The organism is Sphingobacteriia bacterium, assembly GCA_017304685.1.
Classification (GTDB): Bacteria; Pseudomonadota; Alphaproteobacteria; order Rickettsiales; family 33-17; genus JAFKLR01.
This window is the reverse complement of sequence record JAFKLR010000003.1, coordinates 546,625-571,282: the sequence shown is the minus strand read 5'-3', so window position 1 is coordinate 571,282 and position 24,658 is coordinate 546,625. Positions and strand designations below refer to the sequence as shown.

General features: G+C 28.6%; 19 protein-coding genes. 9 read left to right on the top strand and 10 right to left on the bottom strand.

The window, feature by feature from the left end; genetic code table 11:
• Nucleotides 1–126 precede the first annotated feature (126 nt).
• Both J0H68_02690 and J0H68_02685 read right to left on the bottom strand, forming a co-directional pair.
• On the bottom strand, nucleotides 127–1,017 hold the full coding sequence (locus J0H68_02690; protein MBN8827595.1) for a substrate-binding domain-containing protein: 891 nt from the start codon (nucleotides 1,015–1,017) through the stop codon (nucleotides 127–129).
• On the bottom strand, nucleotides 1,007–2,344 hold the full coding sequence (locus J0H68_02685; protein MBN8827594.1) for a glutamate--tRNA ligase: 1,338 nt from the start codon (nucleotides 2,342–2,344) through the stop codon (nucleotides 1,007–1,009). The genes J0H68_02690 and J0H68_02685 overlap by 11 nt, the downstream gene beginning before the upstream one ends.
• A gap of 180 nt (nucleotides 2,345–2,524) precedes the next feature.
• Here J0H68_02685 and recN point away from each other — a divergent pair, with 180 nt between their 5' ends.
• On the top strand, nucleotides 2,525–4,180 hold the full coding sequence (gene recN / locus J0H68_02680) for a DNA repair protein RecN (GenBank protein MBN8827593.1): 1,656 nt from the start codon (nucleotides 2,525–2,527) through the stop codon (nucleotides 4,178–4,180).
• Here recN and J0H68_02675 read toward each other — a convergent pair.
• The gene (locus J0H68_02675) at nucleotides 4,177–4,608 is read right to left on the bottom strand and encodes a hypothetical protein (protein MBN8827592.1); all 432 of its coding nucleotides are present in this window, start codon (nucleotides 4,606–4,608) and stop codon (nucleotides 4,177–4,179) included. The genes recN and J0H68_02675 overlap by 4 nt on opposite strands.
• Nucleotides 4,609–4,877: 269 nt before the next feature.
• Here J0H68_02675 and J0H68_02670 point away from each other — a divergent pair, with 269 nt between their 5' ends.
• The gene (locus tag J0H68_02670) at nucleotides 4,878–5,927 is read left to right on the top strand and encodes a hypothetical protein (protein ID MBN8827591.1); all 1,050 of its coding nucleotides are present in this window, start codon (nucleotides 4,878–4,880) and stop codon (nucleotides 5,925–5,927) included.
• A gap of 72 nt (nucleotides 5,928–5,999) precedes the next feature.
• On the opposite strand, the gene J0H68_02665 is transcribed toward J0H68_02670, so the two are convergent.
• On the bottom strand, nucleotides 6,000–6,539 hold the full coding sequence (locus tag J0H68_02665) for an OmpH family outer membrane protein (protein ID MBN8827590.1): 540 nt from the start codon (nucleotides 6,537–6,539) through the stop codon (nucleotides 6,000–6,002).
• A 293-nt stretch (nucleotides 6,540–6,832) separates the two neighbouring features.
• Here J0H68_02665 and J0H68_02660 point away from each other — a divergent pair, with 293 nt between their 5' ends.
• Nucleotides 6,833–7,489 carry a hypothetical protein gene (locus J0H68_02660; protein ID MBN8827589.1) on the top strand — a complete coding sequence of 219 codons (657 nt, stop codon included), beginning with the start codon at nucleotides 6,833–6,835 and terminating at the stop codon, nucleotides 7,487–7,489.
• Between the two features lie 158 nt (nucleotides 7,490–7,647).
• Nucleotides 7,648–9,177 carry an ankyrin repeat domain-containing protein gene (locus J0H68_02655; protein ID MBN8827588.1) on the top strand — a complete coding sequence of 510 codons (1,530 nt, stop codon included), beginning with the start codon at nucleotides 7,648–7,650 and terminating at the stop codon, nucleotides 9,175–9,177.
• A gap of 69 nt (nucleotides 9,178–9,246) precedes the next feature.
• On the opposite strand, the gene bamA is transcribed toward J0H68_02655, so the two are convergent.
• A complete protein-coding gene (gene bamA, locus J0H68_02650; GenBank protein MBN8827587.1) occupies nucleotides 9,247–11,529 on the bottom strand; it encodes an outer membrane protein assembly factor BamA in 2,283 nt (760 codons plus the stop codon).
• Nucleotides 11,530–11,543: 14 nt separating this feature from the next.
• On the bottom strand, nucleotides 11,544–12,653 hold the full coding sequence (locus tag J0H68_02645) for a site-2 protease family protein (GenBank protein MBN8827586.1): 1,110 nt from the start codon (nucleotides 12,651–12,653) through the stop codon (nucleotides 11,544–11,546).
• A 162-nt stretch (nucleotides 12,654–12,815) separates the two neighbouring features.
• Between J0H68_02645 and J0H68_02640 the strand changes: the two genes are divergently transcribed.
• A complete protein-coding gene (locus tag J0H68_02640; protein MBN8827585.1) occupies nucleotides 12,816–13,550 on the top strand; it encodes a hypothetical protein in 735 nt (244 codons plus the stop codon).
• A gap of 2 nt (nucleotides 13,551–13,552) precedes the next feature.
• Here the strand turns inward: J0H68_02640 and J0H68_02635 are convergent, their stop codons facing one another.
• A complete protein-coding gene (locus tag J0H68_02635; protein MBN8827584.1) occupies nucleotides 13,553–14,128 on the bottom strand; it encodes a hypothetical protein in 576 nt (191 codons plus the stop codon).
• 93 nt (nucleotides 14,129–14,221) lie between these two features.
• Nucleotides 14,222–15,085 carry a flagellar motor stator protein MotA gene (motA, locus tag J0H68_02630; GenBank protein ID MBN8827583.1) on the bottom strand — a complete coding sequence of 288 codons (864 nt, stop codon included), beginning with the start codon at nucleotides 15,083–15,085 and terminating at the stop codon, nucleotides 14,222–14,224.
• A 236-nt stretch (nucleotides 15,086–15,321) separates the two neighbouring features.
• Between motA and lipA the strand changes: the two genes are divergently transcribed.
• The 4 genes from lipA to ettA all read left to right on the top strand — a co-directional run bounded on the left by lipA (nucleotide 15,322) and on the right by ettA (nucleotide 20,585).
• Nucleotides 15,322–16,230, top strand: a complete 909-nt coding sequence (lipA, locus tag J0H68_02625; GenBank protein ID MBN8827582.1) for a lipoyl synthase — start codon at nucleotides 15,322–15,324, stop codon at nucleotides 16,228–16,230.
• A gap of 10 nt (nucleotides 16,231–16,240) precedes the next feature.
• Nucleotides 16,241–16,690: a type II toxin-antitoxin system RatA family toxin gene (locus tag J0H68_02620; GenBank protein ID MBN8827581.1), complete on the top strand. Its 450-nt coding sequence runs from the start codon at nucleotides 16,241–16,243 to the stop codon at nucleotides 16,688–16,690.
• Between the two features lie 145 nt (nucleotides 16,691–16,835).
• Complete coding sequence (locus J0H68_02615) at nucleotides 16,836–18,776, top strand: hypothetical protein (protein ID MBN8827580.1); 1,941 nt, start codon at nucleotides 16,836–16,838, stop codon at nucleotides 18,774–18,776.
• Nucleotides 18,777–18,914: 138 nt separating this feature from the next.
• Complete coding sequence (gene ettA / locus J0H68_02610) at nucleotides 18,915–20,585, top strand: energy-dependent translational throttle protein EttA (GenBank protein ID MBN8827579.1); 1,671 nt, start codon at nucleotides 18,915–18,917, stop codon at nucleotides 20,583–20,585.
• Nucleotides 20,586–20,611: 26 nt separating this feature from the next.
• On the opposite strand, the gene J0H68_02605 is transcribed toward ettA, so the two are convergent.
• Both J0H68_02605 and J0H68_02600 read right to left on the bottom strand, forming a co-directional pair.
• Nucleotides 20,612–20,971: a hypothetical protein gene (locus J0H68_02605; GenBank protein ID MBN8827578.1), complete on the bottom strand. Its 360-nt coding sequence runs from the start codon at nucleotides 20,969–20,971 to the stop codon at nucleotides 20,612–20,614.
• Nucleotides 20,972–21,015: 44 nt separating this feature from the next.
• Entirely contained in the window at nucleotides 21,016–24,588 is a 3,573-nt protein-coding gene (locus J0H68_02600) for a tetratricopeptide repeat protein (GenBank protein MBN8827577.1), read from the bottom strand.
• Nucleotides 24,589–24,658: the final 70 nt, after the last annotated feature.

Genomic DNA, 24,658 nt, shown 5'->3' with positions numbered 1-24,658 from the left:
ATTCCAATAATTATTATTAAAATAATCAGATTAAATATTTATTTAATTTTTGTTAATACAAATTCTATTACAAAGATTTTAACAAAAAGACATTAAAAAAATAATTTTAAAATCATAACGCTAGAATTACTTTGTAATTATACCCTTTTTAGCAATCATACCCTCTTCACCTGAAACTTCATCAGATTTTAAGTAGCTAATAAATTCTTTTAATCCAGGGATTAAATCAATATGTTTAACCTTAACATATAAAAGAAGCTCACGGGAAAGTTTATATTTTTTTTGCTTAATACTATTGTAACTTGGTAAAATATTATCAATTTTAATTAAATTAACTTCATCATCATGTTCAATAAAAAATGTATAAGGTATAATTCCAATTGAATTTTCATTAATTAAAACTTTATGCATAATTATGTTTTGATTATTACCATTTTCAATATATACGCCATCATTCCTAATAAAGCATTCATTGCTTTTCGTACAATTAGCTTTTAATATTTGGTCATAAATAATTTCATAATTTCCGGTATTTGAATCTGGTCCGTAAATCATTATTTCACTTTTAGGAAGAGAAGCATCTACTTCATTCCATTCATATATTTTTTTATTCGTAAGAGCTTTAAATAACTGGTTAATTGATAAACTCGATAACTTCGAGCCTTTTGAAGTTACAAAAACTATTCCATCATGTCCAAGTTTAATAGTAACTAAATCATGAATACCGTTTTTCTTGCATAAATCAATTTCACTTTTCTTAATAGGACGTGAAGCTGTAACTATATCAGCATAATTATCACCAATACCTGAGCAAAAAAGTTTAAACCCGCCACCGGTACCAACACTTTCAACAATGGGAATTTTCCGTTTATATTTATAACCAAATTCTTCAGCAACAATAGTAATTATAGGATAAATACTACTCGAACCTGCAATACGAATTACATCTCGTGCTAAAGCATAATTAGAAATAGCGATAAAAATAATGGTATATAATAATTTTAAATTAAGCTTCATTACCTTTAAGCCTTCCTAGCGCTTTATCACTTCCAATAAGAACAAGTAACATTTTTAATTCAGGACCGTGTTTTAAACCTGTTAAAGCTTTTCTAAGTGGCATAAATAAATTTTTACCTTTTAAATCAGTTTTCTGTTGTATTTCTTTAATCCAACTTGGCCAGGTCTCAAGGTTCCACGGTTCACTAGGTAATGTTTGTATTGCGATATTTATAAGTTCAGGGTTTTCAATTAATGGCTTAACTTTATTAAAACAAATATCATACCATTCTCTAGAATCTTTAAGTAAGTTGATATTACCCTTAATTGCATCCCAAAATAATTCATTAACCTTATCCATACCTAATGAAATAAGTTTATCTTTAACATCATTAAATGAAAGTTGTGAAACAAGTTTATGATTAAGATCAACTAATTCTTGTTGTTCATAATTTGCAGCAGAGCGGCTGAATTTTGAAATATCGAAATCATTTACAAGCTCGCTTAAACTTTTTCTAACCTCAACAGGATCAGAAGTACCTATTTTAGAAAAAAATGAGCAAATTGTCATAGGTTCCATAGTGTCTTCACGAAGACTTGCAATATCAAACCCTCCTAACCTTTTAGATATTTTTCCTTCTTTAGAAACAATATGCGAGGTATGGGCAAATGTAGGAATCATAGCATTCAATGCTTCAAAAATTTGGATCTGGATAGCAGTATTACTTATATGATCTTCACCTCTAATAATATTTGTGATATTATAGTCAATATCATCAATTACTGAACAAAGGATATAAGTCATTGAGGAATCTTCACGTATGACAATAGGGTCACTAATATGAGCCCCATTAAATTTAACTTCACCTCTAACCAAATCATTCCACTTAATATCATTCTCAAGCATTTTAAAACGATAATGCGGTTTTCTACCTTCTTTTTCAAAATTTGAAATTTGCTCACTAGTTAACTTTAAAGCCGCACGATCGTATATTGGAGGAAGTCCACGTGAAAGCTGCATTTTTCTTTTAATCTCAATTTCTTCAGCAGTTTCATAACATGCATATAGCCTGCCATCTTTAATCAATTGCTGCTTCACTTCATTATATCTATCAAGTCTATCGGATTGTTTAGCAAAAATATCCCAATCAAGACCAAGCCATTTTAAATCCCTAATTATAGCATCTGCATATTCTTGCTTTGATCTTTGAAGATCAGTATCATCCATTCTTAGCATGAATTTACCATTATTCTTCCTTGTAAAAAGCCAATTTACAATTGCTGTTCTAATATTTCCAATATGCAAATACCCTGTTGGGCTTGGTGCAAATCTTGTAATTACTCCCATTTCCTACTCTTATAAATTTTATTTAGGTAACACAATAACAGCAATTTTAATAATTTCAATAATTTCCTGAATTCCTGGAAATCCCGTGAAATTAGGTGGTATGTAAGGAGAATATTTCCTATAATTCTTGATTTATCTATAGTATCTAGTATATTAATAATAAACTCTTATGCTAAACATATGTTAACCAATTTAACAATTAAAAATATCGTCCTTATTGATTATCTAAGCCTTAATTTTTATCATAATCTTTCAGTATTAACTGGTGAAACCGGTGCAGGTAAATCTATTCTTCTTGATGCTTTAAGTTTCGTTTTAGGCGATAGAGCTACTGCAAAATTATTACGCCACGGAACTGAAGAAGGATATGTTATTGGTGAATTTGAAATTAACGACAAAGTTAAAGTAAAACTTGAAGAATTAGCTGTAGACTATGATAAATCAATCATTATTCGCAGAATAATAAATAAAGAAGGTAGAACTAAAGCTTTTATAAATGACATCCCTGTGAGCATTAACACTTTAAAAGATATTGGGGAACATATTATTGAAATTCATGGTCAGCATGACCAACGTTGGTTGCTTGAGCAAAGTTATCATCGAATTATTCTTGATGAATTTGCTGAAAACGATGCATTACTTGAACAAGTTAAAGCTAAATATACTGCATACCAAAATCTAACTAAAGAAATTAGCGAGCTTAAACAACAGAAAGAAAAGCTTGAGCAAGAACAAGATTACCTTAGTTTTGTATTAAATGAATTAAATGAGCTTGATCCTAAAGAGAACGAAGAAGAAGAATTAATTGATAAAAAGAATACATTTTCTCAAAAAAATAAAATGTTAGAAACTTTGCATAATTTAAATAATGAAATAATCCGCACTAATATTTCACAAGCAGTTAGTAATTCTCAAAGGATACTTGCCCGCAATCAAGGATTAATTGAGCAATTAGGACTTGAGGATTTAAGTGACCAATTAGATAGCGTTCATTCAACAATTTTTGAAATTACATCGAGTCTTGAATATAAAATCAATGCCTATTCTCATGATAATTTTGATGAAGAACAAGTTGAACTAAGGCTTATGGAACTTAAGAGCGCTGCAAGAAAATATCGCTGTACTGTAAATGAACTTGCAAATTATGTAGATTCTATAAAAGAAAAAATCGGAAATTTTCAATCAATCGATAATTCAGTAGCAAAGATTGAAAAGAAATTAATAGGTATAAAAGAAGAATATTTAAAACTTGCCAAAGAAATTTCTTCCAAACGTATTAAAGCGGCAAAATTATTAGAAGATAGAATTAAAGCTGAATTAAAAGATTTAAAAATGGATAGAATTCAGTTTGTGGTTGAGATTAAACAAATTGATCATTTGCATGAACATGGATTTGATGAAGTTATATTTTTAGTAAGTACAAATCCTGGTGCTCCACTTGATAAAATAAATACTATTGCATCAGGTGGTGAGCTATCTAGATTTATGCTTGCATGTAAAATTGCCTTAAGTGAAGTAAAAACAGCGAATACAATAATCTTTGATGAAATTGATACTGGTATTGGCGGAGCTACTGCTTATGCAGTCGGTAGGAAACTTAAAGAGTTAAGTTCTAACACACAAGTATTAGTTGTAACCCACCAGCCACAAGTTGCATGTTTTGCTGAAAATCACTATTTAGTGAAAAAGGAAGTTGCTAATAATTCAACAACTACTAAAGTTAGAAAACTTGAAATTAATGATAAAGTAAATGAGCTTGCAAGAATGCTTAGCGGCGAAAACTTAACTGAAGAAGCAATTAGCGCCGCTAAGAAATTAGTCGAAGAAATAGCTTAATGAAAGTTTTTTCTAAATTCGAAATAGGTTACTACTAACCCTATTAAAGTAGTCATAAGAGTACCTAAGCTTAAAATTACTTTATAGAAATAATTTTGCATTTCCTTACGAATATTATCAAATTCAGATTTATTTTTTTCATCTGAATCTTGAATTCTAGCATCTAATTGGTCTTGATGAACGAAGCTAGCTAAAGCCTTTTCTAAATCTGAATGGTTATCGGTAAGTTTTTTATCTAAATCAATTTTTAAGTCAGCAACTTTTGTTTCAATATTAGCTCTTTCCACATCAGGATCAAAATTCATTTTACTAATGATATCACCAACTAATTGGCTAATTGCTTCAGCTTGAGGGTTATCAAAGCCAGCTTCCTGTAAAGCTTTTGATATTGATAAAGTATCAATTACTTTATTAGTAGTTTCTAACATGCAAATTACTCCATTACAACTTAATAAATCATTAGTAAATTATAAACAGGCTTTATTACAGATATCAACTCTTTATTCATTATTTTTTCAAATATACGTTAAATATCTTTTAAAATACTTCTATTTAAATCAAATATGTAAATTTTATAATTAAATATAAATATTAGTTTTTTAATTTTATTTTTTAAAATTTTTATTTAAGTCATTGATTTTCTTGACTTTTTTAATTTTTACCTTAAATGATTTAAATCATTTTAATAGGAGGGTAAATGTCACTTAGCTCTATAGGTAAAGATATTCAATACAACATTAAAGAAACCTTTTCAACAAATGGCCCTCTAACTCATATTGTTCAAAGTATTGATTTAAATGAAACCTTTAAATCAATTGCAAGCTTAATTGGATTTACCGAAAATATTACTATAACCCCATATTTAGTTGAACAAATTTACCTAGGAGTAAAAAAATATAAAAATGAAGGTAACGATTTAAAAGTTTTATTTAATTCAATAAATGACTTCCTCGGATTATTAAAATTTAGTAAGTCTCGAGGTATTACTAACGAAAGCTACGGTGAAAAAGCCTTATTTAGTAATGTATGCTTGATAGTGATAAATTTATATTTCACTAAGCATTATACACCGAAGCAGTTAATTAAAACCGATAACTTCTTAGAAATGGTGTTACAGGACTTAATTGCAAATAATTTTAACAAAGCTGTAATTGATAAATTTCTAAAATTAAAATTAGATAATTTAATTCAATTTGAAAAAAAATTCGATTTTAGCCAATTTACTAATGCTAAACTCATTCAAGAACATGCTAATAGATACTTTGTTCTATGCGAAAATATAGACTTACTACAACAAGTAAATTTATCTGCCTCTAGAACAATTAATTATCATTTTGGACTGTTAAATATTTACTCCTGTACCTATGAAAAAGCTATACATTGCTTTAAAACAATAGTTTGGACTCACTTAAATGACAAAGTTACTTTATACAGTATGTATTATGATTTAATTGCAACAATTTTAAATGATTTAGATAAGCAGCAAACACCGAATATTGAAGATTTGAGAATGAAATTTAATATGTTATATTATTTTTTAGGAAAGGCAGAACAAAAAGTTCAATTAAAGCTTATTCCTTCAGTTGAAGTAATTTATAAGTTTATAGAAGAAGCCTCTAAACAGGAATATACTTTAAAACAAAACGAGTATTTTCTTAGCAAAATTTTTAATCGAAATTCAATAAGTTTTAGGAATATTAAAACCAATGGATCTTCTATCACTCCTAATGTATTGAATCACCCTTAACTTTTTAAATAAAAAAAGGCGAGTTATTTAAATAACCCGCCTTTTGATAGCGCATAATATAGACAGTTCTTACTATTTAACGTCTACATTAACTTTACTAATTCTTTTATTAAGCCTTTTAGCAAGTTCTTCGCTCATATTTAAATCTTCAGCAGCGAAAAGAATTTGACTAGTTGGAAGAACTAAGTCAGCTTTTTTTTCCTGAGCAATTTCAACAATAATTTTTCCAGCTTCTTCGTTAATTTGATTTAAAGCTTTTTCATAGCTTTCTTCTAATTTGCCTCTTTTAATTTGAATGCCTCTTTGTAATTCAGCAATTCTGGTTTGAAAATCGCGAACTTTCTTCTCAAAGGCTTCTGGAGAAAGCTTTTGTTGTTCTTTTTTAAGAATATCTTCTTCAGCTTTTAATTTTTGTTCTTTTTGTTCAATTTCTTGCTGAAATTTATTTTTTACCTGTTCTAATTTTTTACGAACATCTTGTGCAGCGTTTGAATTATATATAACTTTTTCAATATCCATTACAATATAATTAGCTGCATTTACCGCTGCTTCAGCAGAACCTGTAATTAATATTAAGGTTAAAATAATTAATGATAAACTTTTGACTTTCATGTTTTACCTCTAAATTGATAATAAATTATTCTCATATAATTTATATTTAGACAAGAAATTTTTTCTATACTTCAATCACTTACTTGTAAATATCATTAATTTTAGTATGTTAAACCGTTACTCTCTCCTCTTAATTAAAATTAATCTATTGAAATATAAAGCTTATTAATTAAAAGATGAAAATTCAAACAATATAATAATTAATTTTTAAACACTCTATTGACATTTGGTTAATAATATATTAATATACATCTAGATCGTAAAAACAGTTTTAATTTTTATAGGTATATAAAATGTCAAAAAATACAGAAAACAAGTCTTCTTGGGGTTCTACTGCTCTTAAATGGGCTGGTGTTCTCGGTACAGGTGCAGTTGCAGGTATGGGCGTATTAGGATTTGGTCCAGTTACTATTCCAATGATGGGGCCTTTATCTTCAGCTATAGCTTTAGGTGCTGCAAGATTTGGTGGTGGTAAATTAGGCGCAACTTTAATTTATAAAGCTGCTTCATTTTGGCCATCGGTTGTACCATCTGTAACCCTTACAAATAACTTAGCAGGAATGACCTATGTAGCAACACTTGGAAGTGCAGCAAGCACAACAGCCGCTGTTACAACAAATACAGCATATAAAGCTGTTACAGGTACTGCTAAAATGGTTGGTAATTTATTTACAAAAGAAAATAAAGCTCTTCCAGAAGTTGAATCAAATTTAAAAGTTGAAGATTTAACAGCAAGTAGCTTCTATGATATGAAACAAGATTTATCTGATTCATTACGTATGGAAAACTTAAGTAAATCTGAGCAAGCTAAAGAAAAAATTAATTTAGCTGATTCAGTTAAAGAAGCTTTATCAAACTCTGCTCCAAGCTTTTTAGATAATGAAATGGCTCGTAGAGAAAGCAAAGCTAAAGGTGTTGATTCACTTATGAATTCGTTTATTGAAATTTAATTTCAACTACTCATAAATACCCTCTCCAGGCCTTCTAAAGTTTTCTTTAGGAGGCCTTTTTTTTATTTCCTTTTTACATTTTTAACGTTAATAATTAGCTTAATAAATTAAATAATTAAACCTTAATTTAAGCATTCAATCTATTTACGGTTAATCTCATGAAAAAAAGACTTGAAAATATCTCTACAGAAAATATAAGCATCGGTGAAATCTTATCTAAAAAAAAATTAAAAAATATTGATTATAAAATTTTAGAAAAACTTTTAAAAGAAGGTGAAGATCCCGATCAACAATTAGCAAGAGGAAAAAAGGAAAATAAAAAAAGTAGCGCAAGGCCTTTATTTAAAGCAGCGGTAAAGCTAGATTCGAGGTTAATGGAGTTACTATTAAATCATAAAGCTAACCCAAACATTCGAGATACCAATAATAACAATCCTTTACATATTTTATTTAAAAAAAGAAATAATGTTGAGAAAAAGGTTGAAGAAAGGAAAAAGATTATTGACCTTTTGATGAATAGCGGCGCTGATATAAATGCTAATAATAAAGATAAAAAAACACCAATTAATATTGCAATTGAAAATGGTTATTATGATGAAGCTTTATATATAATTAATAAATATAAAGATAAATTAGATAAACATGAAATTGAATTTATTAAAGATCAAATTTTAAAGAAATTAAATTTTCCAAACTTTTTATCTTTTGATGTATGCCCTTATATATCATTAATAAAAATATATTTATCCTGTGTAATAAATTTAAAAGAGCTAGAGCCAATCGAAATTAAACTCGCTTATATTGTAAGTAGAGATAGTGAAAGTAACCCTCATAAGATTAGTGAAGAAGCTTTTAAACAAAAAATATTCTCTCACATTCAAAATAACTTTTTTACAAATGAAATTATTTCAGAACTTTATCAAAAATTAGAGAGCAAACTATTTTTCTGGCAAAATTTTTGGAAAACTCGAAACACAAATTTGTGCAAAAGACTACATCTTACCGATCAAAATGAAATCGATTTTATGTGTAACAGCACTCGAGATATTAGAGAAAAATATAAAAATGTTGAACAACCACCTATATTATTTATTAATAACGCATGGCGTAACCCTTCTCCATCAAATAGAAAATTACCCCCTTATCTTTTTCTTAATATGACCGAGGATACTCAAAGCGATGAATTATTTAGAAAACAAAATTTAATCAATTACTTTCATAATAAAACTGGCAATATGCAATTTGCTATTAACTTTGTAATTGAGAATTTAAGAGCCTTAAAACTTGTTTCTAAATACATTTTAAAAGGCGATGGAGTAGTTACTTATAATAATGATAATTTGATTATTTTACCTAACGATATACTTGGTAAAATTTGTTCATATTTAGGAAATTTATCCGAATGTGAGGCAATAAAATTATTTGAATTTGATGCAAGTTCACTTCTTATAAATAATGAACCTGAAATAACAACTAACAACACTAATGTTAGGGAGGAAAGTGAAGAAGAGTACGACCATATTCTTGATGCTATAATAGTTGATAATACTGATGTAAGAAGCTCCGTTGAAAGTAAAAAAAGAAAATTAGAAAAAGAAGAGAAAGTTTTTCCTAATAAAAAACCTAAAATTTCATTTAGAGAAAAAAAAGAAGAAGAAAAATCTAATTCAAGTAGCAAAGGAAAATAATAAATAGTGGCAGGTATTGAATAAATTTGGTGTAAGTTAAAATTAGCTTACACCAAATTACTATTTATACTAAAACTCAGACATAATATTTATACGGAATTTTTTCTCTTTATCAAATGGTGCTTTCTTAAATGGAACTGCATAGCTAAAGCCTATCATCCCTACTGGTGAATCCCATGCAACACCTGTACCATATGACGCTCTTATATTACCTCTATCATATACACCTGATTTAGTAATATTAGTATAGTTTTTATAATCAAGCCCTTTTAAGCTACCAAAATCAGTAAAGAATAAACCTTTCATATCTAATTCTTTAGGTAAACCTAGTGGCACAGAAAGTTGAACACGCCCTGTATAGTAGAAATTACCACCTAAAGCTTCTAAAGTTCTTTTATCACGTGGGCCGACACCGTAATCTCTAAAACCTCTGAGGTCGTTTCCATTAATAAAGAAACGTTCAGCAAGCATAATTTTCTTACTATTTACTGTGTTGACTATCCCTGAATTACCATGAAATGAAAGAACAACGTCTTCTTTATATACAGGAACATAATAACTTGATCTTATTTCATGCCTTAAGAATGAAGAATCCCCTCCTACACCCGCAAATTCTTGAGTAAGAACAACATTCAATCCTTTAGTTGGATATTGTTTACTATCTAATGTACTATAATTAAAACTGTGACCAATTAATGATAACACGTTTGTTCCAGCTTGTTCTTTAAGTAAAATAGAAGCCTCTTCTGATAAATCAGTAATTCTGTCCTTTCTAATTTTATAAAACACACTGTGTTTTAAATTATCAGTTAAGTCATAACCAATCGCTGTACCAAAACCATAAGATTTTCTACTAAATGCTCTATCCGCATGACTATCTCTAGTTTTATCGAAGTAAACATTTTCAAAGTCTAAGCCTAGTGAAAAATCATTATCCATAAAATATGGTTCAACAAAATTTGCTGAAAATTCGGTTGTACGCTTTGCTTTTTGAACGCTTAATGAAACATCTTGCCCACGGCCTGCGAAATTAGATTCTCTAAAAGCAATTTTCGCAATAGGACCTGCACCATCGGAATAACCAACTGCTAAATTCATAAAGCCAGTTGATTTTTCTTTAACATCAACATTGATATCAATTTTATCTTCAAATTCTGTTGATGGTTCCACATCAATATTAACTGTTTCAAAATAATCTAAATCTCTAAGTCTTTTGTCGGCGTTATTAATTTCAGAAACTTTATATGCATCGCCTTCTGATACTTTAAATTCACGTCTAATAACTTTATCGTAAGTTCTGATATTCCCTTTAATATTAATTTTATTTACATAATATTTAGGAGCTTTTTTAATGTTATATTTTAAACTGACTCTATCTTCTTCTTTATTTGCTTCTGGATCAACATCAATAAACGCATAGCCTTTATCGCCCATATATTCGTTTATTGATTTTACAGTATCTTCAATTTTTGTATTATCAAATGTTGCATTTTCTTTTGTTTTGATAAGCTTTTTAAGATCATCTAGATTTACATTTTTAATTTCACTTTCAAGTGCTATATCACCAAATTTGTAAACCTTACCTTCATTTATAACAAAGGTTAAAACAAAATAGTTTTTATCTGTATCAAGCTCAACCACTGGCTCTTTTACAGTTACATCAGCATAACCACGTGATAAGTAGAAACGAGTAATTAATTCTTTATCGTAACTTAATTTATCAATATCAAAATTTGGACTTTTACTTAAATAGCGGAACCATTTAGCTTCCTTACTATTAATAATATCTTTAAGCTTCCCTGCACTTACATTTTGATTCCCTAAGAAAACCACTTTTCCAATAAGTGTTTTTGGCCCTTCATTTATTTCGTAAACTAAATTTACTCTATTTTGTGGAAGCTCAATTATTTTAGGTGAAACACTAACAGCATATCTACCATTTTTTTGATATATTCTTTGAATAGTAGAAACATCAGATTGAACTTTATTTTTATTTAAAATAGATCTTTGAGTAAGTGATAATTCAGGTATGATATCTTCTGTTTTAACTCTTTTATTTCCTTCTAAAGCCACGGTATAAATCATTGGGTTTTCTTTTAATAAAACCTTTAATTTACCTTTTTCATGTTCAATTTTAATGTCTTTAAATAACCCTGTTGCATATAGCTTTTTTAATGCATCATCAATATGAAGTTGTGATACATTATCACCTTCTTTAATATTAATATGCATTTTAACAGTTTCATTATCGATTCTTTTATTACCTAAAATTTCAACTTTAGAAATTATTTCTGCAAATGCTAGAGAATTTAAGGAAATTAATAATGTTGAAGTATACAGAAGCTTTTTCATAAATTTAAGCCATTTTAATTGAGTATTACGCTTTTAATATCGTTATAAGTAGTTAATAACATTAAGCAAAAAATAATAGCGATTCCAACTTTAATTGCAACAGCATTTATTCTTTCAGCATTATTTTTACCAATTACTGACTCGAGTAAATAAACTACTATATAACCACCATCAAGAGCAGGTATCGGAAGTAAATTAAATAATCCAAGGTTTAGTGAAAGCGCTGCAATAAACCACATTGTTCTTTTAAAACCTTGTTGTGTAGATTTACCTGAGTAATCAGCAATTCTGATAATTCCTCCTAAATCTTTTAAATCTCTTTGACCAAAAATCATTTGTTTTAGGCCAGTTAAAGAAGCCACACTCATTTTATATATTTCATCAACAGTAATAACTACAGCTTCACGTACTTTAAGTTGTTTAACTTCAGCACCTGCATCTGTAATTCCTATTCGTGGAGTTTGCACTTTATAACCTGCAAAATCTTCTACTTCTTCAATTTTTGGGGTTAACTTTAACTTTATTTCCTCACCATGTCTTTTAACGGTTAATTTGACTTCTTCCCCGGTATTTAACAACATGTTTTGTTGAAGGTCAAAAAAGGAAGTAATAGTTTTACCATTGTAGTGAGTGATTAAATCACCTGATTCTAGCCCTGCTTCATAAGCTGGCATATTTTTAACAACTTTACCAATCTTTGCTGGAACATAAGTGTAACCATAAGCAAGGAATATGCTGCATATTATTATAAATGATAATATAAAGTTAAATAATGGCCCTGCGAAGACAATCAAGCACCTTTGATAAATTGGTTTAAAATCAAACGCGTAAGACTTTTCTACTTCTGTAAGCTTAGTTGGACTGTATTTTGATTGAGATAAAAACTCATTATGTCCAAAAAGACTTACATATCCACCTATTGGTAGTAAACTTAGGCGCCATCTGGTACCTGATTTATCAAATTTCCCTATAAGCTCCTTTCCCATACCAATAGAAAAGACCCTAACCCTAACATTATAGAATTTTGCTATTAAATAATGCCCGAGCTCATGTATGAAAACTATTAAAGTTATTATTAAAAGAAAAGAAATTACGTTATGAATTCCGTTAAATAATGATTCCATAGAGTTTACAACTTCCTGAAATTAAAAACTTTTGCACTATTTCTTTTATAGAAGATATTAAAATAACACTCAATAAATATTTAAATTAATACATTTACTATTGTTTAAATAATAAAAATTAGTTAAAATATTAATATATCCATGTAAACAAGAGATTTTATTATGCCTAAAGACTCAAATGTTAGAGTTGAAGAAGAAAATACAGCAAAAGACCCACAACAACAGGGGGTTAATGATCAAAATCATCCTGATGATAAGAAAAAACGTGCAAATGTTAAAACACCAGCCTTAGCTGCAGTATTTTTAGGACTTGCTGGCCTTGCTTGTATTTTTGCAGGCCTCCCTTTTTTAGGAATTCCACTTTTAGCTGCAGGATTAATTCCAGCAGGTATTGCAATCAAAAGAGCTGTTGTTAATAAGAGAATGGATAAGGCAGATAAAAAGAAAAACTCTACTAATGTTAATGTTACTGAAGAGAATGAAATTGAGAAGCAAGGCCATGAACGCCAGCGCGAAATGGATGGACCTTTTTCACTTGAAGAAGAAAAAGAAGAAAATAAATCCGTTACACCTAGAACTACAGAAACTAATCAACCACAATTAAATAATGGAGGGCAAGATGAAAAATCCACTCAGAATGATGAAAAAACTCAAAGCACTAATCAAACTCAAAATAAAACAAATAACCAACAAGCAGTAAATTCTACTAATGTTGAAAGTAATAAAGGATCAGAAGCCGCAAAGACTACTGATCCTTCTCAAAAACCTAAAAAAGCTTTACCAGCGATCCCAGGAGCGAAACCAGTTAGCCATAATAAAAGTGGAGGTAATCACAAACCATTGCCTACTCCACCTGTTAAAAATAATGGCAAATCTAATACTCCAACCCTTACATAATATTAAAGTTTAGATCGAATATTAGTGTTCGGGATTTCTACTCTTATACGATTATTTTCACTTGTTTTAATAATATTAGGATGATCGTGTATTTCATCATGCAAATGTGGATTTGAAAGTAAACATATCATATATTGATAAGATTTCCCTTCTAAGAAAAAGTGATCAAGATTAGTAGTTATTCCTTTAAGCTTTGCACTTAATTCATCAATATTTTTTATACAATCTTTAAATAATTTTAAACTTAATTCACTTGTAAATATTACACTTTGATTATCTATAGGTAGGTTCAAAAATTTTTTATAGCTTTCGAAATTTATTTTATTATTTAGTATAAATTTTAAAATTTCTTCACCCCCTTCATGACTTAAAAAAATATTTAAGTTAAATTTTGCTGAATAATTCTTTAACTCTTTTATTTTATCTTGAGGCGAAGTTAAGTTTTGTGCATTTTCTCTTAATAATGGATATGATACTGGTTTTGAATGAGTTTCCGGAATATTTAAAGGTTGACGTCCAACTTGTAAAAATACATTAGCAACTTCTAACCAAAAAATTCTTAACATACTATTTAACATTAATACACCTTTAAACTTTGTTAATAAATTACCATTTATATTAATAGCAAATATAACATAGTGTATCAAGGCATTTTAGAGAAATAATAATTATTATTTACCAACATTTTGTTGAGATTCTTCAATTTCTTTAAAAGTAGGTTGTAGATGTGATGGAACAGCTATACGCCCAACTTCAACTGCTACTTGTGGAGCGGCACCATGAAGATTTGTTACAATCACTTTTTTAATTACTTGATAGATTGCACCTTCTTCTTCGGCAACTTCTTTCATTTTATTTGCAAAAGGGCCAACGAAACAATAAGCAAAGAATACGCCTAAGAATGTTCCTACAAGCGCTCCTCCAATTAAAGCACCAAGTACTGCTGGTGGCTCAGTAATACTTGCCATTGTTTTAATAACCCCAAGTACAGCCGCAACGATTCCAATCGCTGGTAATCCATCAGCCATTGTTTGCACTGCATGCGCAGGATGAGTTGCTTCGTGATGATGCTTTTCAATAGCTTCATTCATCATATCTTCAACTTGATATGGGTTTTCCATATTCATACTAACTAAACGTAAGGTGTCGCATATAAAATCAACAGCAAAATGATCTTCTAAAATTCTTGGATAATGTTTGAAAATTTCACTTTCATGTGGATTTTCAATATGGCCTTCAAGCTCTGCCATACCTTTTGTACGCATTGTTTTAATTATTTCAAATAATAATAAAAGAACGTCTATATAATCCTGTTTTTTCCATTTTGTTGGCTTAAATACTTTTGAAAGATATTTTAAAGTTTTTTTGGCAACATGCCCATTATTAGAAACTAAGAATGCACCGCATCCTGCTCCTAAAATCATACCACCTTCAAAAGGTAAAGCATGTAGTAATATACCAAATTTACCACCTGATAAGGTATAACTACCAAACAATAATACAAAAGTTGTTATAATGCCTATGATCGAGATCAAGGTATACCTCAATAAATGATTTTAACTTCAAATAATTATTCTATACTAATTGTTATACATTTGTAAATAAATTAATACTTGCACGATTTAATTTTGTTAGACCTAGCTACTAAAGATGTTAATAATATCAGCTAAGATTGTAGATTTATTAACTAATTTACAACCCCATTTCTCTTGACCTTTTAAATGAGATTTTTTATATTCTAACTAAATCAATTTAAAGCCTTTCATATAAAATGACAGTACCAAGCACTCATAGAAGCAAACCTGACTGGATAAGAGTTAAAGCTCCTATTTCAAAAGAATATAATTCAACACGGGAATTAATTAAATCACTTAAATTAAATACCGTATGTGAAGAAGCTGCTTGTCCTAATATTGGGGAATGTTGGGCTCAAAAACATGCAACTGTTATGATTCTTGGATCTGTTTGTACTCGTTCATGTAGATTTTGTAATATTGAAACTGGTACTCCTGATCTTCTCGACCCACATGAGCCTGATAGGCTTGCAGAAGCAGTTGGTAAATTAGGACTCTCACATGTTGTTATAACTTCAGTTGATAGAGATGATCTACCAGATGGAGGAGCAAATCACTTTGCTAATTGCATAAATAAACTTAGAATAACTTCACCAAATACAACAATCGAGATTCTTACTCCTGATTTTTTACGAAAACCAGGAGCACTAGAAATAGTGGTTCAAGCACGTCCCGATGTTTATAATCATAATATTGAAACTGTACCATCGCTTTATAACCAAATTAGACCAGGTGCGAGATATTTTCATTCTCTTAATCTATTACATAAAGTTAAGGAGCTAAACCCTAGCATTTTTACTAAATCTGGCTTAATGCTCGGCCTTGGCGAAACTAAAGAAGAAGTGCTACAAGTGATGGATGATTTAAGAGCTGCAGAAGTTGATTTCCTAACAATAGGTCAATATTTACAACCAACTCCAAAACACGCACCTATTGATAGATTTGTTTCTCCTGAAGAGTTTAAATATTATGAACGTATGGCTAAAGTTAAAGGATTTTTAATGGTTTCTTCTTCTCCATTAACTCGTTCTTCATATCATGCCGGCGATGATTTTGTAAAACTACGCGCTGCACGAGAAGAGTATTTAAAAAAAGTTAGCGCATAAAAGAAACCATATGCCTGAAAGAAAATTACATCGCATATCACCTTATTCCGTCGAACAACTTTATACTCTTGTTCTTGATATTGAATCTTATCCGGAATTTATTCCTTGGTGTACTGCGTCCAGAATATTAAGTTACAATGATAAAGAAATTATAGCTGACCTAGTTATTGGCTTTTCTGGGTTTAGAGAAAAATATACCTCTAAAGTTACAAAAACACCATATTCGAGTGACACAAAACAAGCTAAAGTAATTGTTGAACTTATGGAGGGTCCATTCACGCATTTAGATAACTTTTGGGTATTTACCGAAACTGAAAATGGAACAATTATTGACTTCGATATTTCATTTAAATTCAATTCAAAAATTTTAGAAAAAGTAATTGGTATAATGTTTGAAAAAGCATTATTTAAAATGATTGATTCTTTTGAAAAGAGAGCAGACCAATTATATGGAAAATAAATAATTCCCTTAATTTTTATAAAATAATTTTTCATTTATATTAATTTCAATAGTTTATTATATAACTATATAAATGACAATTTATTGACAAAAGGTTACTTTACTATTAAAATACGTAAAAATTTTAATATTTTAAAGTAGCGCTATGAAGACGCAGAACTATCAATTTAAATTTCAAGTAACTACACCTAAAATTAATAAAACTTATATTTTTAATTTTGAGCTAAGTAACGAGACAAACGATGTAGCGCTTGAAATTAATGGTTTAAACAATCAAAAAGATTTAGTTGATTTTGTTAAAAAATATACAGGCAATAAAGTTAGCAAAAAATTAAGCGATAGTGACAAATTTAAGACTGCAAAGAAAATTGTATTTAGACATTTTACTAATGATAGGATAGAAAATTTTGATAAATTATTTGAAAATTTTACGAACTCAGATCAAATTTCTAATAATGATAAAAAAATTTTTAAGAATAAATATAAAGAAAGATGCATTAGTAAATTAGTAACAAGTTTGCGTGAAGCTTTTATGGCAGCTTCTACATTAGATGATGTTATAGTAAGTTTAAAGTCAGGAAACGAAAATTTACATTCTAATGCAAGTGAATCTAATTCAACATTTTATGAAGCAAAATCTCAGCAAGAATCAACTGTAAATTTAGGAATTAAGCTTGTTAAAATTAATGAGATTTTTATTAAATATAATGAAAAAGATAGTAAATTTGAATATGAGCCATCTTCATTAACCGAGGAAATGTACTTCTTTAAACAAGTATTTGAATATTTATTAATACAAGAAAATGAAGATGCATCGAAATTTAAAGGTAAAAATGCTCAAGAAAAAGTTAATTATTACTTTACGAACAATCATAGAAAGCAAAACATCTCTTATTCAAATGCTTTAAAAGCAAAATGCAAAGACTTAAGTGAAGCTTCTAAGGTAAAATATTTTGAAGACATTTTTAAAGGACTTTTAGATAGCTTTGAACCTGTAGGAATATCTTGGTCTACAGGCCTAACTCTCTTTATAAAGAACCTAAAAAACCTTATTGATGATATAGAAAATGTAGAGTATTTTTTTGAAGATAAGAATAACTATAAAAAACTAAAACAAAAAATATTAGATGATATAGAAGGCGCTATTGATCAAACAAGGATGCAATATAGATATACCGACTTACAAAAATATCATTTTCCAAAAATAAAGGTTAGTTTAAAACATAAATTAATAACTTTCTTTAAAGCGTATAGTGGATTAGCACTTTTAATTAATTTTATGATAATAGGTTTATTTAAAGATAAGTATTTTAAATTTTTAGAGCGTTTTTTATCATCAAAAACTATTACAAAATTAATAGGTTTAAAATTCTTTTCTATATTTTGTTTAATGGCTTTTGACCCCAACCATAAAAATGATCGTAACTCTTTTAAATCAATTACCGATCAAATTATGAAATTAGTTTTAGAGACAAATAGATTACTTATTACAGTTTTCCCTGAGTCAGACAAAATAGAATTACCTATTAATTTAACAGCTATTAGTAATACTACCTACCCTATTAAAGACGGTATTTATGCAAATAATAACTACCCTGAAAAAGCTAAAAACAAATATACACATATTGAATTAAGCAATTTTACTGAGAACTTAGTTAAAATTAGCGTTATGCCTTTAGTATTATTTTATTATAATTATACCGTTCGCCTTTATAATTTACATTTAATGACTTGCGCCTTACTATCTTTACATATGTTTATTAACACTCTTTATTCGTATGCTAACGCTGAAATTATGGGATATATTAAGGATAAAGACGATAAATATATACACTTAACCGAAATTGGCGTTAAAGAAAATAAATATCTAAGAACCCTAAATCATTTAATCGATACTATTTCACCATTTAACCCAATAAGGTACGTTACTAATTGGGGAATAAGTACCGGTGTATGTTATTCTTACACTTCAGAAAAACATAGAGATTCAATAAAAGTGCACTCAAATAATGGTATTATATATACTAAAGACACTTGGAAAAACCTTATTTCAGAAAGAAATCAAGAAAAAAGTAGAAATTTTTAGTTCTTCAACTTTTGTACCTTAACTTTTAATAGTTAGATAATTAGTATGAAATTCAATTATTACCAATTATCTAACTTGAACTTTACCTATAAACCTTGTATTTATAATCAAACTTAAAAATAGGCTAAAGGGTATAATATGTCGCATAAATTCATTTACGTTATGAAAGGCGTTGGTAAAGTCGTTCAGGGACATCGCCAGGTTTTAAAAGATATTTGGTTATCGTTTTATCCAGGCGCTAAAATTGGTGTTATTGGTCCGAACGGTTCCGGTAAATCGACATTACTTCGTATTATGGCAGGTATTGATAAAGATTTTATCGGTGAAGCATGGCCTGCAGAAGGTGTTAAAATTGGTTATTTAGCACAAGAACCAAAACTTGATGAAACAAAGAACGCTTATGAAAATATTTTAGAAGCATTAAAAGATAAAAAAGTCCTTTTAGATGAATATTATGAGATAAGTAATAAGTTTGCTGAACCTATGTCAGATGATGAAATGAACGCTTTAATCGAAAGACAAGGACAACTTCAAGAGCAAATTGATGCTTGTGGAGCTTGGGATTTAGAGCGTGAAGTCGAAATTGCTATGGATGCACTTAATTGCCCACCAAAAGACTCAGATGTTACTAAACTTTCTGGTGGTGAAAGGCGCAGAGTTGCAATTTGTAAATTACTCCTTGAAAAACCTGACATGTTACTTCTCGATGAGCCAACAAACCATTTAGATGCAGAATCAGTAGCATGGCTTGAGCAATATTTAAGAGAATACAAAGGAACCGTGGTTATGATTACCCACGATCGTTACTTCTTAGATAACGTTACCGGTTGGATTTTAGAACTTGACCGTGGTGAAGGTATTCCATGGGAAGGAAATTATACCTCTTGGCTTGAACAAAAAGAAAAACGCTTAGCTCAAGAAGAAAAAAGTGAAAGTGATCGCCGTAAAACTTTACAAAGAGAGCTTGAATGGGTTCGTGAATCACCACGCGCAAGACAAGCTAAAAGTAAAGCAAGACTTGCTGCTTATGAAAAACTTGCATCAGAAGAAAGAGAAAAACGTCAAGGTACAGCTCAAATTATTATTCCAGATGGCCCTCGCCTTGGCAATATTGTTATTAAAGCTGAACAAATCAATAAAGCTTTCGGTGAAAAGACTGTTATTAAAGACTTAACATTCGATATTCCACCTGCTGCGATTGTTGGCATTATTGGTCCTAATGGCGCTGGTAAAACAACATTATTTAAAATGATAACAGAACATGAAAAGCCTGATACAGGTTCATTTGTTGTAGGAGAATCAGTAAAACTTGGTTATGTTGACCAAAGCCGCGATTCTTTGAATAATGAAAAAACTGTTTGGGAAGAAATTTCTTTAGGCCTAGAAGATATGGAAGTTGGTAAAACGGTTGTAAAAAGCCGCGCTTATTGTTCTGCCTTTAACTTCAGAGGTAGTGACCAACAAAAACCTATTGGAGTACTTTCTGGTGGTGAAAGAAACCGTGTTCATTTGGCAAAAATGTTAAAAGAAAGCCATAACGTTATATTACTTGACGAACCAACAAATGATTTAGACGTTGAAACCTTACGTGCGCTTGAAGAAGCTATTCTTGATTTCAATGGTTGCGTGCTTGTTATTTCGCATGATCGTTGGTTCTTAGATAGAATTGCAACACATATGCTAGCTTTTGAAGGAAATGGCCACGTTGAGTGGTTCCAAGGTAACTTCCAAGATTATGAAGAAGATAAAATACGTAGACTTGGTGAAGAATCAGTAAAGAAAACAAAATTTAAAAAGTTCGCACATTAACAATTACTTATACAAGCAGTATTAAATTATAACTTTCTACTGCTTGTATTCTTTTCATAATCTATATTTACGCTACCTCTAAAAGTTTTACCGCCTAATAATTCACGCAGGCTATAAATTATTTTTTTTGCTAAACCTTCTTCGCCATTTCTTTTATCATATTCAGTTGGATCAAATTCATTAGTACTAATATCTATATATAATTCACGCATATAAACTTCTTGTAAAAAGAAATTATCATTCTCAAAAGCTAAATTGATAATTTCCTGAGCTTTTTTTAAACTCATTTTGTAGAATGTATTATTAGGTGATTTGGCATTATTATATAAAGCCTGTAAAACATGTGCATAGGAAATTCCTTTTATAGAAATTTTTTCTTTTGCCATAATATACCTTTTTAAAATTTCATGCGCATTTTATACATAAAAGTTTATAGTTCAACAATTTTTTCATCTTTAAAACCAGCTTTCACTTCAAACATTGTACGATGATTTTTTAAATTAGGTACTAGTAGCTCATTATCAAAAATTTCTTTAGCTTCTTTAATAGAGCTTTTAATAATAATTTTAATATTCTCATCTGCTTCATTTGATATAAATTTATTAATAAACTCAAAGTCTTTTTCAAAGCATAAATTAATTTTTAGCCTGTCTTTTTCTTTAAAAGAATGCTTTATAAAATTTATATAAAATAAAGAATACCCAAAATATTTAGCCTTAGTACTAATATCCTTTGAACTTACCCCCCAACGAAAATAAGTATCCGCTAAATTATCTAGAGTTATATAAATGTTATATTGATTTTTAATTTGCTTTTTTAAAGTTTTTTTATAGTATTCTTCAGCTTTAGCATAATTATTAAGCCTTAAATAATTATAACCTAAATTACTAATCATGTTATAATAACTTTCTTTTCGACTTCCGGAGAGCTTTAAATTATATGCCTTTTTATAAGCTAAGGCTTTATTAAGAATTTCTATCACTTCATTTAAATGGTTATCAGATTCAGCTAATTTTTCTGCAATTTCAAAATAATTAAATAAAACTAAGCTTTTATCAATTGCTTTATTTTCACTATGTTTTTCAAGCTTTTCCAAATAATCTTTTGCACGTTCTAAATTACCAATTTTAACTTCACATATAATTAAGGTATTTAAAATTTCGGGATAATAAAATGTATTTGAACATTTTATCTCTATATTTCTTAATTCTTCAAGCGTAGATCCAAACAATTCATTATTAGTATCTCTATAAACCCCCGCTTTAACGAGTAAGAGTTGAGCTTCTAAATCTTTTATTCCAATTCCAAATCTGTCAATAAATTTCGCTTTATGAGCATTATAAATATCTTCAGCCTTTTTTAAGAAGAATCTGGCTTGATCTGCTTTTTTAAAATTTATATACAAATTTGCAAAATGTAAGTAACTATGAAATTGCGTAACTTCTTCAAAATCTTTGATACTTTCAAGCATTTTAGTTGTTAAAACTTTTAGCGCTTCTTCTTTCTGTAACACATAAGTTAACTTAAAAAGTTGTAATTCTACCGATATTTTTATATCTTCCGGTGCTTCCTTGAAATAATGTGCAAAATTAACATATAAGTCATTTAAGGTTTTATAGGCTTCTTCATTCATTCCAAGCTTTGTTTGAATGATGCCATATAATAGGTTTGTATCTAAAAAAACTTGAATAACTTTTTTCTTATATTTTAATATGGTTTCAAAATATTCAGTGTTTTCTTTACCTAAATATTCTTCAAAAATTGTTTTTATAGCTTGAAGTTCTTTATATTCATTTATATTCAATTTTGCTAATTTACTTGTGACTTCAGGAATTTCTACTTGTAAAGAAGATTCCAGCATTTTTAAAAAGTTATTTGATTTTAATAAAACCTCCATAGATTGTTCTGGTTCATTAGCCAAAAACAAACACTTAGCCATATGAAGATTAATTATCATTAAATTACAATTAACATCTGTTTCCATAGTAAGAATTATAATATTAGGATTATCTAATGCTTCCTTATCAAAAAGTTGTTTTTCATAAGCTTCTTTTGCTTTTTTAAAAACTAGATAGGCTTGTTTAAATTTGCCTAACCTTAGAAAAGCCGTTCCAAACTTATATAATAATTCTATGTCATAACTTTTTGTTTCGTCATAATTAAATATGCTGGATAATGCTGTATAATCATGCTTAAGCGGTAATAAACTATTAACTACAAAATTATCAATAGCATCTTTTTTACTTGAAAATGTACTATGCGCACATTCTTTATTACGTATATATCTTAAATTTGCTACACTTTCTTCAATTAGCTCGTTTAATAATTCTTTTATAGAAGGATCATTAAATTTTATTTTCGATAATGACTCATTAATTGTGATTAAAATATAACCTACGGCATAGTTGTATAAAGTTTTTTCAAATGTTGAATTATAAAATGCCTCTAATAACTTTAATTTACTTTCGACGCGTTGAAGCTGTTTAAAATTACTTTCCTGCTTATTTTGATCTTCATGATCACTTGATTGTTCAGTAACTGATTTACTATCGCTTAGTTTATTTACAAGGCTCATATTTAATTTATTAGTAATAAATTCAATTTTCGCTTCAAGTATTGATTCAATTATTAAGAAATTCTCTTCAAAATTAGTTTCACTAAGCGAAGGTAAATTTAAAATTCGTTTTAGCTTTTCAAAATTATCTTTTGAATTAATTACCAACGAAAAGCTTGACTGCTCTTTAATTTCTTTTAAATAATTAAGGTAGTTTATTTTTTGATCTTCTATTATGATTTGGATATATTCAGCAAAATCAAATTTTTTAGATTGTTCAGTATATTTAAATAATAGCGACAAGTCTTTTTTATTAGTATTTTTCTTATTATTTGCCTTGTAATTATTTTCTATTTTATTTCTTGTATTTTTAGCTTCACCAAAAAACCTTTTTAATACATCGTCTTCTTGCTTTTCTTCATTAGTAAACGAATCATAGAAAGAATCTATATCTAAATTACTATCTTGTACTTTTACTAAGTAGTTCTCTAATTTATTAATATATTCTTGCGTAGAAATGGCAAGTGTAAGCATTTTTTCTAAGTGTTTTGTATTAGAAGCCTTAATTGAACCACTAGAAGGTATAATAGGACTAAAATTGTCTGTTTGAATGCATTCTTTGAGAATTACAATTTTATCATTTATAGTTGTTTCCAAATTATTTAAAAAAACATCTTCACAAACCGGTAAATATTCTTGTTTAGTAACATAATTTTCCATTATTTGCGGGTTAGAATGAGTTTCATTTCTTTTTTCGCTTAAAGGTTTTAATTTAAGACCTATGTTTTTATCTAACTTTAAAGGCTCGGATAAATATTTATATGCTTCACCAATGTCTACAATAATTTGAGACGCAGAATATTTATAAAAACTTTTCTTAACTTCATCTGTACTTATTAAGCTGTCTTTTTCGATAACCTTTAAAAGATTTATTTTTTCTCTAATAAAATTTAAATTATATATATCTCGTACAAAAGATACAAAATGGTTTATAGTAATGTACTTATAAACGCCAGAAACTTCGTATTTATTGGCTTCAATTGTTATGCGATCACTTATTTCCTTAGGCAAAATATCTTTTCTTTCATTTAATAAAAATAACAAATTATTTCTTAAGGTAATAAAGTCTTTTTTAAAAATATTTACGAAATCAATATTTTGGATATTAGGAAAAACATCTTCATTTGTAATAAGTCCTAAAAATTCTAATAACTCCCAATCTGCTATATATAGTTCTCTAATATGATTTACACCGTCTAAATATTTTATTCGACCATATTTATTTCTAATTGTTAACTCGTCTGATAGATTCCATGTAAGTTTATGAATTGATTCCCTAAGCTTAGTTAAGCAATCTTTTTGGCTAATCGTTTGAATTTCAATTAACTGATCGATAGCAATATAAGCATTGTAAATCTCTAATAAATCTCTTTCCAAAACTTCTTTCATTAATAAAACCTAAGTTTAAATTTACATATAAACATTAATTTAAGATTTAATTTACTAAAGTCAATTATTA

Coding starts and splice junctions, on each gene's coding strand:
- J0H68_02605 (MBN8827578.1), bottom strand. CDS start 20,971: ATGGCAAAAGAAAAAATTTCTATAAAAGGAATTTCCTATGCACATGTT.
- lipA (MBN8827582.1), top strand. CDS start 15,322: ATGACAGTACCAAGCACTCATAGAAGCAAACCTGACTGGATAAGAGTT.
- bamA (MBN8827587.1), bottom strand. CDS start 11,529: ATGAAAAAGCTTCTGTATACTTCAACATTATTAATTTCCTTAAATTCT.
- recN (MBN8827593.1), top strand. CDS start 2,525: ATGTTAACCAATTTAACAATTAAAAATATCGTCCTTATTGATTATCTA.
- J0H68_02640 (MBN8827585.1), top strand. CDS start 12,816: ATGCCTAAAGACTCAAATGTTAGAGTTGAAGAAGAAAATACAGCAAAA.
- J0H68_02665 (MBN8827590.1), bottom strand. CDS start 6,539: ATGAAAGTCAAAAGTTTATCATTAATTATTTTAACCTTAATATTAATT.
- J0H68_02645 (MBN8827586.1), bottom strand. CDS start 12,653: ATGGAATCATTATTTAACGGAATTCATAACGTAATTTCTTTTCTTTTA.
- J0H68_02615 (MBN8827580.1), top strand. CDS start 16,836: ATGAAGACGCAGAACTATCAATTTAAATTTCAAGTAACTACACCTAAA.
- J0H68_02635 (MBN8827584.1), bottom strand. CDS start 14,128: ATGTTAAATAGTATGTTAAGAATTTTTTGGTTAGAAGTTGCTAATGTA.
- J0H68_02600 (MBN8827577.1), bottom strand. CDS start 24,588: ATGAAAGAAGTTTTGGAAAGAGATTTATTAGAGATTTACAATGCTTAT.
- J0H68_02670 (MBN8827591.1), top strand. CDS start 4,878: ATGTCACTTAGCTCTATAGGTAAAGATATTCAATACAACATTAAAGAA.
- J0H68_02690 (MBN8827595.1), bottom strand. CDS start 1,017: ATGAAGCTTAATTTAAAATTATTATATACCATTATTTTTATCGCTATT.
- J0H68_02620 (MBN8827581.1), top strand. CDS start 16,241: ATGCCTGAAAGAAAATTACATCGCATATCACCTTATTCCGTCGAACAA.
- J0H68_02660 (MBN8827589.1), top strand. CDS start 6,833: ATGTCAAAAAATACAGAAAACAAGTCTTCTTGGGGTTCTACTGCTCTT.
- J0H68_02685 (MBN8827594.1), bottom strand. CDS start 2,344: ATGGGAGTAATTACAAGATTTGCACCAAGCCCAACAGGGTATTTGCAT.
- J0H68_02675 (MBN8827592.1), bottom strand. CDS start 4,608: ATGTTAGAAACTACTAATAAAGTAATTGATACTTTATCAATATCAAAA.
- J0H68_02655 (MBN8827588.1), top strand. CDS start 7,648: ATGAAAAAAAGACTTGAAAATATCTCTACAGAAAATATAAGCATCGGT.
- ettA (MBN8827579.1), top strand. CDS start 18,915: ATGTCGCATAAATTCATTTACGTTATGAAAGGCGTTGGTAAAGTCGTT.